At 70.0% G+C, this 15,585-nt stretch carries 14 protein-coding genes and 1 pseudogene; 7 read left to right on the top strand and 8 right to left on the bottom strand.

From position 1 onward, the window contains the following. The first annotated feature begins 110 nt into the window (after window positions 1-110). The 3 genes from ACESK5_RS07350 to ACESK5_RS07340 all read left to right on the top strand — a co-directional run bounded on the left by ACESK5_RS07350 (window position 111) and on the right by ACESK5_RS07340 (window position 3,289). Window positions 111-1,550: a TIGR00341 family protein gene (locus tag ACESK5_RS07350; RefSeq protein ID WP_372910904.1), complete on the top strand. Its 1,440-nt coding sequence runs from the start codon at window positions 111-113 to the stop codon at window positions 1,548-1,550. A 22-nt stretch (window positions 1,551-1,572) separates the two neighbouring features. After that, on the top strand, window positions 1,573-2,301 hold the full coding sequence (locus ACESK5_RS07345; protein WP_372910903.1) for an SIMPL domain-containing protein: 729 nt from the start codon (window positions 1,573-1,575) through the stop codon (window positions 2,299-2,301). Window positions 2,302-2,536: 235 nt separating this feature from the next. Next, window positions 2,537-3,289 (top strand): SIMPL domain-containing protein, encoded by a 753-nt coding sequence (locus tag ACESK5_RS07340; protein WP_372910902.1) that lies wholly within the window; start codon window positions 2,537-2,539, stop codon window positions 3,287-3,289. Here the strand turns inward: ACESK5_RS07340 and ACESK5_RS07335 are convergent. Then, entirely contained in the window at window positions 3,286-4,308 is a 1,023-nt protein-coding gene (locus ACESK5_RS07335) for an NOG1 family protein (RefSeq protein ID WP_372910901.1), read from the bottom strand. The genes ACESK5_RS07340 and ACESK5_RS07335 overlap by 4 nt on opposite strands. A 57-nt stretch (window positions 4,309-4,365) precedes the next feature. Then, window positions 4,366-5,343, bottom strand: a complete 978-nt coding sequence (locus ACESK5_RS07330; RefSeq protein ID WP_372910900.1) for a zinc-binding dehydrogenase — start codon at window positions 5,341-5,343, stop codon at window positions 4,366-4,368. Between the two features lie 119 nt (window positions 5,344-5,462). Between ACESK5_RS07330 and ACESK5_RS07325 the strand changes: the two genes are divergently transcribed. After that, the gene (locus tag ACESK5_RS07325; protein ID WP_372910899.1) at window positions 5,463-5,723 is read left to right on the top strand and encodes a DUF2892 domain-containing protein; all 261 of its coding nucleotides are present in this window, start codon (window positions 5,463-5,465) and stop codon (window positions 5,721-5,723) included. 49 nt (window positions 5,724-5,772) lie between these two features. Then, window positions 5,773-6,774, top strand: a complete 1,002-nt coding sequence (locus ACESK5_RS07320) for a succinylglutamate desuccinylase/aspartoacylase family protein (protein ID WP_372910898.1) — start codon at window positions 5,773-5,775, stop codon at window positions 6,772-6,774. A 93-nt stretch (window positions 6,775-6,867) separates the two neighbouring features. Here ACESK5_RS07320 and ACESK5_RS07315 read toward each other — a convergent pair whose 3' ends face one another. The 4 genes from ACESK5_RS07315 to ACESK5_RS07300 form a co-directional block, all read right to left on the bottom strand. Next, window positions 6,868-7,845, bottom strand: coding sequence for a DUF5995 family protein (locus ACESK5_RS07315; RefSeq protein ID WP_372910897.1), 978 nt, complete (start codon window positions 7,843-7,845; stop codon window positions 6,868-6,870). A gap of 21 nt (window positions 7,846-7,866) precedes the next feature. Continuing rightward, entirely contained in the window at window positions 7,867-8,943 is a 1,077-nt protein-coding gene (locus ACESK5_RS07310) for an anthranilate phosphoribosyltransferase (RefSeq protein WP_372910896.1), read from the bottom strand. A 93-nt stretch (window positions 8,944-9,036) separates the two neighbouring features. Next, window positions 9,037-10,203 carry a DUF4350 domain-containing protein gene (locus ACESK5_RS07305; protein ID WP_372910895.1) on the bottom strand — a complete coding sequence of 389 codons (1,167 nt, stop codon included), beginning with the start codon at window positions 10,201-10,203 and terminating at the stop codon, window positions 9,037-9,039. Then, a complete protein-coding gene (locus ACESK5_RS07300) occupies window positions 10,200-11,231 on the bottom strand; it encodes a S49 family peptidase (protein ID WP_372910894.1) in 1,032 nt (343 codons plus the stop codon). The genes ACESK5_RS07305 and ACESK5_RS07300 overlap by 4 nt, the downstream gene beginning before the upstream one ends. Before the next feature lie 151 nt (window positions 11,232-11,382). Here ACESK5_RS07300 and ACESK5_RS07295 point away from each other — a divergent pair, with 151 nt between their 5' ends. After that, window positions 11,383-12,492, top strand: a complete 1,110-nt coding sequence (locus ACESK5_RS07295; RefSeq protein ID WP_372910893.1) for an Lrp/AsnC family transcriptional regulator — start codon at window positions 11,383-11,385, stop codon at window positions 12,490-12,492. A gap of 223 nt (window positions 12,493-12,715) precedes the next feature. Here ACESK5_RS07295 and ACESK5_RS07290 read toward each other — a convergent pair whose 3' ends face one another. Further along, window positions 12,716-13,489, bottom strand: coding sequence for a CehA/McbA family metallohydrolase (locus ACESK5_RS07290; RefSeq protein ID WP_372910892.1), 774 nt, complete (start codon window positions 13,487-13,489; stop codon window positions 12,716-12,718). A gap of 112 nt (window positions 13,490-13,601) precedes the next feature. On the opposite strand from ACESK5_RS07290, the gene ACESK5_RS07285 reads away from it, so the two are divergent. After that, the gene (locus ACESK5_RS07285; RefSeq protein WP_372910891.1) at window positions 13,602-15,353 is read left to right on the top strand and encodes a Rieske 2Fe-2S domain-containing protein; all 1,752 of its coding nucleotides are present in this window, start codon (window positions 13,602-13,604) and stop codon (window positions 15,351-15,353) included. A gap of 25 nt (window positions 15,354-15,378) precedes the next feature. Here the strand turns inward: ACESK5_RS07285 and ACESK5_RS07280 are convergent. Next, a pseudogene (locus ACESK5_RS07280) lies at window positions 15,379-15,585 on the bottom strand (NAD/FAD-dependent oxidoreductase); the annotation flags it as partial.

The raw sequence follows: 15,585 nt of genomic DNA, 5'->3' as shown, positions 1-15,585 counted from the left end.
CCCGGGTCGTGAGACCTATTGGCCCCCTCACGGCCGGTGCACTCACCGCCCCGAACGCACCGCCTCCTGCCAGGTGAGGATATAAGCCCCGGACGCCCGAGAGGGGAAGCGTGCGACTCGTTCAGGTCACGGTCCCCGCGGGCAAGCGCGACACGGTGACGTCGGCCCTCGACGACAACGGTGTCGACTACGTCGTCACCGACGAGACGAGCGGGAGAGAGTACACCGCTATCGTCTCGTTCCCCCTCCCGGCGACGGCGGTCGAACCAGTCCTCGACGACCTCCGCGAGGCGGGGCTCGAACGGGACGCGTTCACCGTCGTGGTCGACGCCGAGACGGTGATCTCCCAGCGGTTCAGCGAACTCCAGGAGGAGTACGAGGAGAACACCGACAACGGGAACCGTATCTCACGGGACGAACTCGTCGCGCGGGCGCGGGACATGACTCCCTCGACGTACGTCTACGCCGTGATGACGGCGATGAGCGCCATCGTCGGGACGGCGGGGCTCCTCCTCGACTCGCCCGCAGTCGTCGTGGGGTCGATGGTCATCGCCCCGCTCATCGGTCCCCTGATGGCGGCCAACGTCGGCACCGTCGTCGACGACGACGAACTGTTCGTCCGGAGCGTCCGACTCCAGTTCTTCGGTGCCGTCCTCGCAATCGCCAGCGCGGCCGTCTTCGCCTTCTCGTTGCGATGGACGGGTGCTGTCCCGCTCAGCGCGACGAGCGTGTTCGAAATCGGTGAGATACGCGAACGGCTGGCGCCGGACATCCTCTCGCTCGCCGTGGCGCTCGGCGCGGGCGTCGCGGGGGCGCTGTCCGTCTCGAGCGGTGTCTCGGCGGCGCTCGTCGGCGTCATGATCGCGGCGGCGCTCGTCCCGCCGATTGCCGTCGTGGGTATCGGCATCGCCTGGGGGGCGCCGGCCGAAATCGTCGGCTCGTTCGTCCTCGTGCTGGTGAACTTCATCGCGGTGAACTTCGCCGCGCTGGCCGTCCTCTGGCAGCAGGGCTACCGGCCGCAGCGGTGGTTCGAGTACGACGACGCCCGGTCGGCGACGGTGAAACGAATCGCCCTCTTCGGGGTCGCACTCCTCGTTCTCTCCGTGTTCCTCGTCGGGGTCACCTACTCGACGTACCAGACCACGGCGTTCGAGTCCGACGCACGGCAGGCGATAACGGCCGAACTCGAACGGGCCGACCCGTCCCTGGAGTTGCTCTCGATGGAGGTCGAGAACGAACCGCTCCCCGCTCGGGAGCCGACGCGCATCACCGTCACCGTCGGTCACCCCCTGGCGGAGGACCCGCCGCCGCTCGCCACCCGGCTCCGAGAGCGGGTGCTCCGGACCGTGGACCAGCCGCTCGTCTGGAGCCCGCCGTTCCAGGCGAACTCGGAGGTCACCGTCACCGTGCGGTACGTCGCGTCCGACGACTCGCCGCAGGGGGCAGAGCCGGTGGACGAGGCGGAGAGCCGCGACCCGCCGGTCGTCGGGACGAGGGTCGGGACGGGGGGTGAGTCAAACGCGCACTTGTCTCTAGCGCGAGTTGAATAGTCGAGCCGCCGTACTGACTGGTATGCGACACTCGCGACTCACAGTCACCCTCGCGCTCGGCCTGCTCGTGGTGCTGGCCGGCTGTCTCGGCCCGCTCCAGACGACTCCATCGGCCACGGCGACCGACGCCGAGGGCACCACCCTCTCGACGACCGGCACCGGGTCGCTCGACGCCGAGGCGGACCTCGCCGTCGTCGCCGTCGCCGTCGTCGCGACGGCCGACTCGGCCGACGCCGCCCGCGGACAGGTCGCGGCGGACGCCGAACGGATGCGGACGGCGCTCCGCGAGGCCGGCGTCCCCGACGACGCGGTCACGACGGCGTCGTTCGCGGTCTCCCCCGAGTACGACTACCGTGACGGGGAGCGCACCGAGCGCGGCTTCCGCGCGGTCCACGCGTACCGTATCGAGACCGACCCGGCCCGCGCTGGCGACGTGGTCGACGTCGCCGTCGGTAACGGCGCGAGCGAGGTGCAGGGCGTGAGCTTCACCCTCTCCGACGAGACCCGCGCGAACCTCCGGACGCAGGCCATCGAGCGCGCCGTGACCGCCGCCAGAGCCGACGCGGACGCGATGGCGTCGGCGTCCGGCCTCTCCGTCACGGGGGTCGAGACGATGTCGACCACCGGCGGGTTCGTCCCCGTCGAGCGGTTCGACGTCGCGGAGTCGGCCGCCGACGGCGCTCGCACGACGTTCGAACCCGGTCCCGTCAGCGTCTCGGTGACCGTCCAGGTGACCTACCGCGCCGCCTGACACGCTCTGTCGTTCCCTTCCCTCGCCCCCACTCTCCTTCCGACTCACCCTCCCGTCCTCTTCCCTCGCCCCCACTCTCCTTCTCCCCGTTCCCTTCCCCGCCTCGTGCTGCTTGCTTCCTCTCTCCTCCCTTCCTTCCTCTCCCCTCCCGTCCCTCTCCTGCCTCCGCCACACGACCCGCCCACGGCAGCGGACCGTCCCCCAGGGTTTTGTCGTCCGACCTGTAGTTCGGGACATGAAGGTTTCCGAACGAGGGACGGTCCTCGTCGCCCTCCTGCTGCTGGTCGCCGGCTGCCTCGCCGGCTTCGCGAGCGCGAGCGCCGTCATGGACGACGGTGTGAGCGGCGTCGACGCGGGCGGGACCCGCACCGTCGAGGTGGCCGCCACGGGGTCCGCCGAGGCCGAGCCGAACCGCGTCATGATCCGCGTGACGGTCACGGAGACGGCGGAGACGGCCGCCCGCGCGCGGCGGCAACTCGCCGAGAACAGCTCGCACCTCCGCGAGGCGCTCGACAGCGTCGACGTCCCCGAGGAGAACGTCACGACGGTGCGCTACGACATCCGGTACGACCGTGACCCCGAGGTGGGTGCCGACGGCCCCTACCGCGCCGTCCACGAGTTCCTCGTCACGACGCCGAACAGCGACCGGGCCGGACGCGTCATCGACGCCGCGGCCATCCGCGGCGACGCACAGATAGACGGCGTCAGGTTCGGCTTCTCCCGGGAACGGTACCGCACGCTGAAGGAGCGAGCGTTGGAGGACGCGATGGACGCGGCCCGCGACCAGGCGTCGGCGACGGCGGCGTCCGAGGGGCTCCGACTGACCGGTGTCCACCAGGTGCGGACCGGCGGCGCGTCCGCGCCCGAGACGTTCGAGACTCGCTCGTTCACCACTGGCGGCGGCGGTGGGCGCGCTCCGACCGACATCGCCGGTGGTCCGCGAGCCGTACAGGTGCGGGTCGTCGTGGCGTACAACGCCAGCCGCTAGGAGTCGAGGCGCGACGGGGGGATGTCCGGGTCGTAGTCGACAGCACCGACCGCGAGGTCGAGCACCTCCTCGACGCCCTCCCCCTCGGTGACGCTCATGTACGCGTCGGCGTCGACGTCGCGGGAGCGGTCGCTCTTGTTGCAGACCGTGAGGACGGGGACGCCGCGCGTGGCGAAGCGGTCCCGCACGGCGTCGCGGAGTTCCAGCTGGGAGTCGAGGGGGTAGCCGCAGTCGCCGCTCGGGTCGACGAGGAAGACGACGGCGTCCGCGAGATGCTCCAGCGCCGAGATGGCCTGCTGTTCGATGTCGTTCCGCTCCGACTCGGGGCGGTCCAGCAGGCCGGGCGTGTCGATGATCTGGTACCGGAGTCGGTCGCGCTCGAAGTGGCCGAGCTGGACGCCCTTCGTCGTGAACGGGTAGGAGGCGATTTCGTTCGACGCCCGAGTGACGCGGTTGACGAACGACGACTTGCCGACGTTCGGGTAGCCAGCGACGACGATGGCCGGTTCGTCCGGGCGGACATCGGGGAGGTCTTTCAGCGCGTCGCGGGCCGCGCCGACCCGCAGGAGGTCGTCTTCGATTTCGTCGAGGATGTCCGCGATGCGGGCGAACGCCTGCTTGCGATGTTTGCGGGCCGTCTCGGGGTCTGCGTTGCGGAGTTTGGTCTGGTACTCCGAGCGAATCTCACGGATCTGCCGGGAGGCCCACGTCACTTCCGACAGGCTCCCGCGGAGCGCGTCGATTCCCGCGGTGTCGCCGTCGGGCGTCTCTCGGGAGAACGTCGACTGCCGGAGGACGGCGTCGGCGAGTTCGCGATAGAACGGGTCGACGGTGTCGAAGTCGGGCCAGGCAGTCACGACGTTCTCGAGGTTGTCGGAGACGATGTTCGACGCCGTGACGAGCATCGACTCCTGTGCCTCGTGTCCGGATTTCGACCGCCCGGAACGGGCCGCGCGCGAGAACGCCTTGTCGAGGAGTTCCTCCGCGCGCGGGGTCGTCGGGAGGCTCTCGAATATCATTTCACGACTCTTGACCGCCCGCACGCAAAAGCCCGTCCGTTCGCGGCTGTCGGCCCGTCAGGGTTCGACGACGACTTTCCCGACGTACCCCCCCGCCGCGACCGCTCGGTGTGCCGCCGCGGCCTCGTCGAGGTCGTAGCGCCGCGCCACCCGCACCGACAGGCCCCCGTCCCGCATGAGGACGGCGAGGTGGCCGAGCACGCGGTCGATGTCCGCGAGGTTGAACACGTCGAACGGCTGGATGGTGACGTCCTTCCCGATGGCGGCCGTGAGGTCCGGGAGTCGCGGCTGGTCGTGGTTGCCGCCGATGACGACGACGCTCCCGCCCGGCGCGACCACGTCGACGTCGAGCCCCGCGTGCGCCCCGAACATGTGGTCGAACACGACATCCGGCGGGTGGTCGAGCGCGTCGACGGCGGCGACGAGCACGTCGTCGTCCGTGTAGTCGACGGCGTGGTCAGCACCCAGTTCGGAGAGGACGCCGAGCCGGTCCGGATGCGCCGTCGAGACGACTGTCGCACCCATCGCCGCCGCCAACTGGACGGCGACGTGTCCCACGCCGCCGGTCCCGCCGTGAATCAGACACGTGCCGCCCGGTCGGAGGCGGCCGAACTCGACGAGACCGCGCCAGGCGGTACAGCCGACGAGGCCGACGGCGGCTCCCTCCGCGAACGAGACGTCGTCGTCGAGCGGCGCGAGACGGTCAGTCCGGACCACCACCTCCTCCGCGTAGGTTCCCTGTCGGTCGCCGCGACTCCCACTCACGTTCAGCATCGGGACGGTCCCGAAGACGCGGTCACCGACCTCGTACGCCGCGTGCGCACCGACGGCCGTGACCTCTCCCGCGACGTCGGACCCCGGAATCAGCGGGAGCGGGTCGTCCCACAGCCCCTCGCGGCGGAGCGCGTCGCAGGGGTTGACGCCGGCGGCGACGACCCGGACGCGAACCTCGTCGGGGTCGGGGTCGAGCGTCGGGATGGACTCGACGGCGAGTACCTCCGGCCCGCCGAACTCGTGGTATCTGATAGCACGCATGGCGTCCGCACGCCGGACGACCCGAAAAGCGTTCGCGTACGACCCGGTCGTTCTCGCGTGCTGACGACCAGGTTCGCGAGTTATCCCACCGCGGCCCGTCAGTCCAACCACGAACGCCGATGAATCCGAACGACACTGACCGACCGACCGGAGGGGGAAACGTCGGGACGCTCGACCGGACGGTCCGACTCTTCGTCGGCCCGGCGCTCCTCGTCGTGGCCCTCGCCAGCCTGCTGGGGATCGTCACGCTCCCGGCCGTCACCGTCGCCGGCGCGCTGGCGTCCGGGGTTCTCCTGGCCGCCACGGGAGCCGTCCGGACGTGTCCGCTCTACCGCCTCGCTGGACTCGACAGCCACTTCGTCTCTGGACGGGCCGGGTGACGCTCCCGACAGCCCGAACTCCCAAGACGCCCGCGACCATCCCCCCGGTATGCACGCTGCCGAACGCGTCACGCTCGCGCGCCTCCCCTCAGGGATGGCCGTCGAGACGACGCTCCACACCTACGGCTCCGGTGACCCGACCGTCTACGTCCAGGCCGCCCAGCACGGCCGTGAGGTGAACGGCGTGGAGGTACTCCGCCGGGTCCACGAGGAACTCCTGGCCGCCGAGGAGGAACTCGACGGGACTCTCGTGGCAGTTCCCGTCGCGGACCCGCTGACCTTCGACCGCGTCTCGTACACGACGCCGCCGTCGCTCGACGCCTCGAACGCGAACATGAACCGGGTGTGGCCGGGCGACGCAGAGGGCACCGTCCACCAGCGGATGGCGGCGCGACTGTGGGAGTTCGTCCGGGAGGCCGACGCCATCGTCGACCTCCACACGGGGAGTCGGGAGACGTTCACCCACACGGTCTACCGCCGCGGCGACCCGGCGTCGAAGGCGCTCGCGCTCGCGTTCGGGACGGAGGTCTGTCTGGCCGAGGCGGCCGACGAGGACGCCGACGACGAGTGGGCCGAACAGGACTTCGACGGCAAGCTCCGCGTCGCCGCCTCCGGCGAGGGCATCCCCTCCATCACCCCCGAACTCGCGCACAACCGGGAACTGGTCGAACCCGCCATCGAGACGGGCGTCCGCGGCGTCTTCAACGTCCTCCGACACCTCGGACTCAGGTCCGGTGCGCCCGACACCCCGGCCGACCAGCGACTCGCCCGCAACCACCTCGGACGGGTGAAGGCGACGGCCTCGGGGATGTTCCGTCCCGCCCCGGCGGTGCGGGTCGGTCAGTGGGTCGAGGAGGGGACGCTACTCGGCCACGTCACCCACCCGACGACGTACGAGACGCTCCAGCGGGTCGAGGCCGGTCACGAGGGACTGCTCTACTCCGTCACGCGCGAGGCGACGGTGACGGCCGGGGCGACGCTCGCCGGCGTCGCACTCCCACTCGACGACGGCGAGACGGAGACGGACGGCACGGACGACGGCCACCGCTGACGCCACGGGCCGGCGTCACGCTCACCACGACTGGTCGGCGTCGCACTCTTTCCGGCCGCAGCGGCTGCGTTCCGGACGGAGCACGCGTGCGTCTCACGCGGGGGGGCGGGTGTCGTCGTGGTGGAGCGCGTCCGATAGTGCCGCCAGCACCGGTTCGCCGCGCTCGATGTCGGCGAGTTCCGCCTGCACGGTCCGGTCCAGCCCCGGCGCCAGGAGGGCGTACGCTGCGCCCGCCGAGACGGTGCGAACGCGCCAGCGTACGAGGGGAGCGAGGCGCGGCCAGTCCGTCAGGGAGACGGCGTTCTCCCACGCGAACGCGCGCGCCGCCCGGAGGCCGACGAGCGTCGCCCGTTCGTCGAACCGCCCCAGGAGTTCGTCCGCCGCTTCGAGTCCCGCCGCGGCGTACACCTCGGCCAGCGTCGTCTGGATCACGTCCGCGAGCGATTTCAACACCGCGTTGATGGTGAGGTGGTCGCGGTGCCGTCGCTCGCGTTCCTCGCCGGTGCCGACGCCGACGTGGTCCAGCGCGAACGTCAGGTCGTTGACGATGTGGGCGTTGATGCCGAGGAGTGCGTCCTGGACGACGAGCGTCTCGCCCCCCAGCGAGGCCCCGAACGCGACGCGCCACGCCGGCGGGACCCGTTCGCCCCGCTCGAAGGCGACGAGCACCTCGCGGTAGTACTCGGCGAACGTGACGAGGTACCGCCGCACCCACGCGGGGTCGTCGAAGCTATCGCCCTCGAGGCCGGCCCGGACGCGCGCGGTCATCGCGGCGTACACCGTGAGGAAGACGGCCCGCCTGTCGTCGCGCCCTCTGAGGTGTGTCTCCGCGGCCACGAGGCGGTCGTATACGTCGTCGACGTCGGTGAACGGCTCCGCGATGAGCGCCGACAGGTCGGGGTCCGGGCGGGTCGGCGAGGCGGCGATGTCGACGCTCAGCCACCCCCGGTACCGGTCGAAGACCGCGCGGAGTTCGTCGGCGAGACTCGGTCCCGACTCGCGTTCGGTCGGCGTCGTGGTCCCCATGTTCTCTCCGTTCGACTCGCGTTCGGTCGGCGTCGTGTTCCCCATGTTCTCTCCGTTCGACTCCGCTCAGAACGCCTGCAGGTCCTCGAGGACACCGACTGCGTCGCCGGCCTCGATGACGTCACGGGCGCGTTCGAGCCCCGCGTCCAGGGAGTCGACGTCGTCGCGGGCGTAGATGCGGAACGCGGCGTTCAGTGCGACTGCGTCGGCGAAGTCGCCGTCGCGTTCCCCGGCGACGACTTCGCGGGTAATCGCCGCGGAGCCCCCGGCGACGTCGTCGGGGTCGACCCCCAGGTCGTCGTACTCGAAGTCCATCCCGTACTCGGCGGTCTCGATCTCGTAGTCGGTGAACTCCCCGTCCCGCCACTCGGCCACCTTGGTGTAGCCGGGACGGATGTCGTCGTACCCCTCCATCCCCTGGAACATGATGACGCGCGAGACGTCGTGGTGTTCGGACCGCTCGAACGTCTCGACGATTTTCTTCGCGAACGCGAGGTGGTAGAACGACCCGAGGTGGACGTCGGCCTCGGCGGGGTTCGCGAGCGTCTCGATGGTGTTCACGAAGGTCCGGACTCCCATCTGGTCGCGCCGGGCGAACAGGTCGTGAACGCCGGGGTTGAACGCCGGCTGGTAGTAGAAGCCGAAGCCTGTCTCGTCGACCATCTCCGCCGACTCCGCCGGCGAGAGTTCGGTCCGGACGTCGAGGGCGTCGAGGACGTGCTTGTACGCGTCCTGTTTCTGCGTGGGGACGCGGTCCCCGGAGTGGACCACGACGGGCGTCCCGGCCGCCGCGGCGACGAGGCCCGCGGCCACGCCGAGAATCGCCGTCTCACCCTTGCCGTCGTAGTTGGCGCCGCAGTCGACCGGGTCCGCCGTCGGCGCGGCGTACTCGACGCCCTCGCACATGACGTCGGTGTACGCCGCGAGTTCCTCCGCGTTGTTGTGCTTCCAGCGGTTCGCCAGCCAGAACGCCCCCAGCGTGGTGGGGTCCGGTTCACCCGCGAGGATGCGCTGCATCGCCTCTGTCGCCTGCCCGCGGCTCATGTCCTCGGCGGATTTGACGCCCGTCCCGACGACTTCGGTCATCAGACGCTTGAGGGGCCACGCACCGAACTCGCGCTCGTGTTCCGGGGCTTGTGCCATGTGCGCGCGTTCGGGCGCGTTCGGCAAAAGGAGTTCGTCTTCGTCGACGAGTCGGGGGAATCGCCACCGGCCGAGACGGCCGCCGCCCCGGCTTCAGCCGACCGCTCCGACCCGGTCGACTCGCTCGCCGACGCGGGCCAGTACGGGTGCGGGTGACGCTCCTTCGACCGGGACGGTCGACTCCGCTGCGGTGACGGGGACGCGGAGCGACGCTGCCGGCGTCGTGGGGTCGGGCGTCGTCGTGTTGTTGAGTTCGACCGTCTCCTCGTCGTCAGTCTCGTCGTCGGCCCCCTCGTCGTCGGTCTCCTCGTCGGTCTCTGTCTCCTCGTCGTCGGCCGAGTCGGGAACCCGTTCGCCGGTGATGAGGAACTCGACGAGGTAGGCGGCGAACTCCTCGTTGTCACCGACGTTGAACCGGTCCGAGCGGAGGAACGACTTGTCGCCGAGGAGGATGACGTTGTCGTTCTCCTTGTGGACGGCCACCGCGTGACGGTCCGTGCCGTCGATTCCCGCCTCGTGGGTGTTGCTGGCCGACCGCAGGAGGACCGTCCCGCCGCGCGAGTGGACGGGCGCGGCGGTGTACATGGTGACGGTGTCGAGTTCGAGACCCGACTCGGGCGTCGGTGACGCGACGACGTGTTTGTAGTTCCCGCCGTTCGTCTCGAGGTTGTAGAGGTACGACGTCCCGAGGCTCATGTCGTAGCGGCCTGCGAGGCTGGTGAGCGCGCTCTCCTGGTTCGAGATGGACGTCCCGAAGAGGCTCGCCGAGACGCGCTTCCGACTCGGCTCGCCGACGAGGAGGAGGTGCCCTCCCTCGCGCGTGTAGGTGCGGACCGAGGAAACCTCGTTGGACTCGTACTCCTCGCCGGGGTCGATGACGACGTAGGCGTTGGCGTTCGAGAGGACCTGGTCGAGCGTCTGGTCGCCCTCGTGGAACCGGACGCCGTATCCGAGCGAGGTCAGCTCCCGGACGAGCGGTTCGATGTCGGACCGGTCGAAGCGGTTCGAGTGCGCGTCGTCGATGACGACGACCCCGTTCCGGTTGCCGAGGCTCCCGTCGGCCTCGATTTCACCCTCCGCGGGCACCGGCGTGGTCGCCAGTTCCGACGTGTCGTACTCCGGCGTGTCGAGCGGTTCCCGTTCGGCTGGCTGGTCCGTCGCGGCGGGAATCGCGAAGGCCACCGCGACGATGAGGACGACGACGAGAGCTGCGACCGCCAGACGCTTCGCCAGCGCGGCGGCCAGGCTGTCCGACGTCATGGTCGCCCTCCAGCCCGTGCGGCCCGTACCGGCGGTCCGGTGGTGGCCTCGCGGAGCGTGCCGGCACTGGCGTCGACCGACTCTTCGGCCGTCGCGTCGGTGTCGACGGTCCCCGAGGTGGTGAGGTCCCACGACGAACTCACATACGACCCGGGCATCATGAGGAACGTCGGACCGGTCCCGGGCTCACCGGCGAAGTACTCGAAGTCGACCATCTCCTTGTTCGGGGCGTCCGACGCGAGGTAGTTGTTCCGCGAGACGAAGCGGAACGTCTGGCCGTCCGGTCGGAGGGTGCGAACCTCGTACGACTCGAGGTTCGCCTCGTCGGCCGCTCGCTCGATTGCCGCCTGCCGGTCACCGATTTCGTCGACGAGGCCGTTCTCGACGCCCTGCGAGCCGGAGTATATCTGTGCCTGCGACAGTTCCGCACGCGTCAACTGGATGCGGTCGCCGCGACTCTCGTAGACGGCCCCGACGAACGCGCGCCTGAGCGACTCCAGCACGGAGAAGAACTCGCGGTTGTCACCGCCGGAGAGCTTGTTCGGGCCGGTCGTCCCGACGATGTCGTTCGGTTCGAGGTCCTGTGGGAGCGTCCCGAGTACGCCGACGCTCCCGACGACAGAGGCCGGCTTCGCGTAGATGACCCGGGCCGGCGCGATGGTGTAGTACGCACCCGAGGCGGCAGCCCCGTCGACGCTGGCGACGACTGGCATCCGCTGTGCCGTCCGCTTCGTCTGGAGGTACATCGTCTCGGAGGCCGACGCCGACCCCCCACCGCTGTTGGAGACCACTACGACGGCCTCGATGTCGGGGTTCTGCCGTGCCTGTTGCATCATGTCGGTGTACGCGCTCGCGGTGTTCCCGTCGATTCCCCCGTCGATGGGGACGATTGCGACGGTACCGTCGGACGCTGTCGCGGCGTTGTATGCCAGCGGCGCTACCGTGAGTCCGACCACCACACCGATCACGACGAACAGTACGTAGGACGTCGCGATTCGACGGAGGGCGGACCATATCGAGTCGAGCATCGATTCTCGTGTGTGACTGTGTTCCACGGTACTAAAGTCAATGGGTTGTGGGGTGTCGGCGTTGCCCATCCATTCCAGTGACGTGACGGGGGCGAGCGCGCGGCACCACCGGAGCGAAAGGGATAGGATACCCGCCTCCTAAGCCGAGACAATGAGTACGCTGGACGACGACTGGCGTGCCGGTCTCGACGGTGTCGACGCGACGCTCATCGACGAGTACCAGAGCGACTTCCCAGTCGAAGAACGGCCGTTCCGAGCCGTCGCCGACGCCCTCGGTGTGAGCGAGGACGAGGCGCTCGAGCGCGTCAGCGCCCTCCGCGAGCGCGGCGTCTTCCGCCGGTTCGGGGCCGTGCTCAACCCGCCGGTCATCGGGTCGTCGACGCTCGCCGCGGTTCAGGCACCCGAAGACCGGTTCGACGAGGTGGCCGACGTGATCAACGGCTACCGCCAGGTGAACCACAACTACCGGCGGGACCACCCGTGGAACATGTGGTTCGTCGTCACCGCCGGTTCGCGCGAGAAACGCGACGACATCCTCGCCGACATCGAAGCCCGGACGGGGTGTGAGGTGCTCGTGCTCCCGATGCTCACCGACTACTACATCGACCTGGAGTTCCCGGTGGTGAACGACGACCGCTTCGCGCGGGAGACGCAACCGGCTGGCGCGTCTCCGGAGGAGCGAGCGGCGGAGCCGCGAGCGCGGGAGTCGCTCGCCGAGACCGAGGTGTCCGCGACGCGAATCTCCGAGGACGCAACCGGCGACCTCACCCCGCTCGAGGCGGCGCTTCTCGTCGAAATCCAGGACGGGTTCCCGCTCTCTCTGACCCCCTACCGCGACGTCGCAGACGCCATCGACGCGCCCGTCGACGAGGTCATCGGCGCCGTCGACCGTCTCCTCGCCGACGGCTGTATCAAGCGCATCGGCTGTGTCGTCAACCACATCGTCACCGGCTTCGACGCCAACTGCATGGTCGTCTGGGACGTCCCGGACGAGGAACTCGACGGGTGCGGAACCGCAGTCGGGAGCCTCCCGTACGTCACCCTCTGTTACCACCGTCCGCGCCGCCCCGAACAGGAGTGGCCGTACAACCTCTTCACGATGATCCACGGACGCGACCCCGCCGCCGTGGACGAGAAGATAGACGAACTCGCGGCCGACCACCTCCCGTTCACGCACGAACGGCTCTACTCCACCGAGACGCTGAAGCAGACGGGCGCGCGCTACGACGAACTGGTGGCGTCCGCCGAGGCTGACGACTGAACGCGCTCTCGACTCGACGAGTCTGGGCGAACCGGCGACACTCCCGTTCGTGACGCGTCGTGTCGCACTCCGCTCACCGCGCCACGCCCACCTCAGGCCACGAGGACGGTGGCCGCGTCCCCGTATATGAACACTCGGGTTCTGGAAAACCTCCGCTCAGACGTTCGCGTCGGGTCGTCTCCGACGACGGACGGCGGGCCCTGGTCCCCGGACCCCGGACCGCTCACCGCGACAGCGGCGACAGTCGGTAGAGGAGTCTCGCCCCCGCGAGCGCGCCGCGGGCGGCGGTCCGACCGCCGGCGACAGCGCCGCGTTTCGCGTAGTAGCCGCTCTTCCGGCCGGCGGCGATGGTGTAATGCTTGGTACTCACCCGGACGGGGGTCCGCCGTCCCTCGACGCGTGTCGCGCCGTCCCTGATGGCGTCGAGGACGTGGTCGGCGGTGAGTTCCTCCCGCGTCAGACCGTCGAGGCCGATTTCGGTGTACGCGCGGCCGACGAACCCGACGTGGTGGGCGTCGCTCCCGGCGACACGGGGGTACCCCTGCTTGTTGGCGAACCGTCGTGCCCGACGGTTCTTGTAGCCCGTAAACAGCCAGGAGTTGTACACCTCGACGGCGTCCGCGTCGGTGAAGTTCCGCTTGCGGACGCCGTGTCTGGAGCGCTGGAAGGGGTGGGGGACGACCGCGACACCCCCGTGAGCGCGAACCCACTCGACCGTCTCGTCGAGCGGTCGTCGTCGGGGTGGGAGTTCGGTGACGCCGAGCGCGAGCAGGTGTCCGTGCTTCGTCGACACCTCGACGCCCGGAATCCCCACGAGGCCGTACTCCGCCGCGCGTTCTGCGGCCTCCAGCGACGCGTGAATGACGTCGTGGTCGGTGATGACGACCGCGTCCAGCCCGATGTCCGCCGCGTGCTCGAGGATGAGGTCGACGGGGTCGTGCCCGTCGTAGGAGGCCTCGGAGTGGACGTGCGGGTCGATGCGGACGGTGAGTGACACGTCCTACAGTTGGCGTCCTCCGGCATAAGCCTCCTGTCTGTGTGTCTTTCTCTCGCGAACAGCCTTCGACGCCACCAGAACGCTTTGGTCGTGTGGCGTGCTATCGATTTCCATGAGTGCGAGTCCTCCAGCCCACAGACACGAAGTCGGCACGCTCGACGAACTCCGCGAGGCTGGCCACACCGTCGTTCGCGCCGACGGTCGCGCCATCCTCGTCGTCCACCACGACGGCGAGGTGTTCGCGGTCGACAACCGCTGTCCGCACATGGGCTTCCCGTTAGCCCGCGGGACGGTCGACGACGGCGTCCTCACCTGCCACTGGCACCACGCCCGCTTCGCACTGTCCTGTGGCGACACCTTCGACCCGTGGGCGGACGACGTCCCCTCCTACCCGGTGACCGTCGAGGACGGCGTCGTCTACGTCGACCCTCACCCGGCGGCGGAGCGACCGCCGGCCGAGCGGTGGGGGGAGCGACTCGACGACGGCCTCGAACGGAACCTCCGTCTCGTCGTCGCGAAGGCGGTCATCGGGCTCCTCGACGCCGGCGTCGCCCCCACCGACCCTGTGACCAGCGGCGTCCGCTTCGGCACGCGGTACCGCGCCGACGGCTGGGGCCCCGGTCTCACGATTCTCACCGCCATGGCGAACGTCCTGCCCGCCCTCTCGTCCGAGGACCGCAAGCGCGCGCTCTACCAGGGTCTCGTCGAAGTCGCCGGGGACTGTGCCGGCGAACCACCACGGTTCGACCAGGACGCCTTCGCCGACCGTGACCTCTCCCGGGACCGACTCACCACCTGGCTCCGAGACACCGTCGAGGTCCGCGACAGCGACGGCGCCGAGCGCTGTCTCCGGACGGCCATCGCGGCCGGGTACGACGACGACGCGCTCGCCGGTCTCCTGCTCACCGCCGCCACCGACCACCGCTACCTCGACGGGGGCCACACGATGGACTTCGTCAACAAAGCGTGCGAAGCCCTCGACCACGTCGGCTGGGACGACGCCGACGAGGTGCTCCCCGCGCTGGTGACGAGTCTGACCGAGGCGACGCGGAGCGAGGAACTCTCCTCGTGGCGACAGCCGGTCGACCTCGCGACGCGACTGACCGAGACGTTCGACCGTCTCGACGCGCTAATCGAACGGGGCGACGGACGGGAGTGGTCCGAGCCCGACGGGTTCGTCGAGACACTGCTGGCCGACGACCACGAACAGGTCGTCGGCGGACTGGAAGACGCCATCGCCGCGGGCGCGTCGCCGACCGACCTCGCCGACGCGGTGGCGATGGCCGCCGCGACCCGCGTCGCGCAGTTCTCGACGGCGAACGAGTTCTCCGACTGGGACACGGTCCACCACACGTTCACCTACTCGAACGCGGTCCATGCGCTCACGGAACGTGTCTCCGACGCCGACCACGCGGGGTACAGAGCCGTCTTCGACGGCGCGGTCAACGTCTACCTCGACCGGTTCCTCAACAGTCCGCCGGCCGCGGCTCCGGACCCCACAGTCGGGGCGGACGAGGACGTCGACGGCCTGCTCGACGCGTTGGACGAGACCATGCACCGGGAGGGGAGCGTCGACGAGGCGGGCCGACTCGCCGCTCGCGTCCTCGCCGCGGACGGTGACCCCGCGCGACTGAAGCGCCGACTCGGGGCCGCACTCGTCCGCGAGGACGCGGGCTTCCACACGTTCCAGGCGCTCGAAGCCGGGTTCGCACAGGCCGACCGGCGGACCGGTCCGGCGCGCCGGACCTGTCTCGTCGCCGTCGCGCGCTACCTCGCCGCGCACGCGCCCACCCGCCGCGAGCGCGAACAGACGTTCACCATCGCCGCGCGCCTCCACCGCGGCGAGACCATCCACGAGGAGTGACCGCTCCCCGGTCGTCGGAACGCGACTACAGCCGGGAGGTGGCGAGATACTCGCCGATTCGCTCTCCCTGCTCGATGCCGTTCCACAGCGCCGCGTGGACCCGTGCCTCGCCGGCGACCCAGTCGCCCGCGAAGAACAGCCCCTCGTCCTCGGCTTCGTGGACGACGTCCGAGACCCCCTCGTCGGTGAGGGCGTACCGCCAGCCCTGGTCGTCGTACCAGTCCGGCTCCGC

The sequence above is a fragment of the Salinigranum sp. genome (assembly GCF_041641895.1).
Lineage (GTDB): Archaea > Halobacteriota > Halobacteria > Halobacteriales > Haloferacaceae > Salinigranum.
This window is presented reverse-complemented; position numbering and strand designations above follow the sequence as displayed.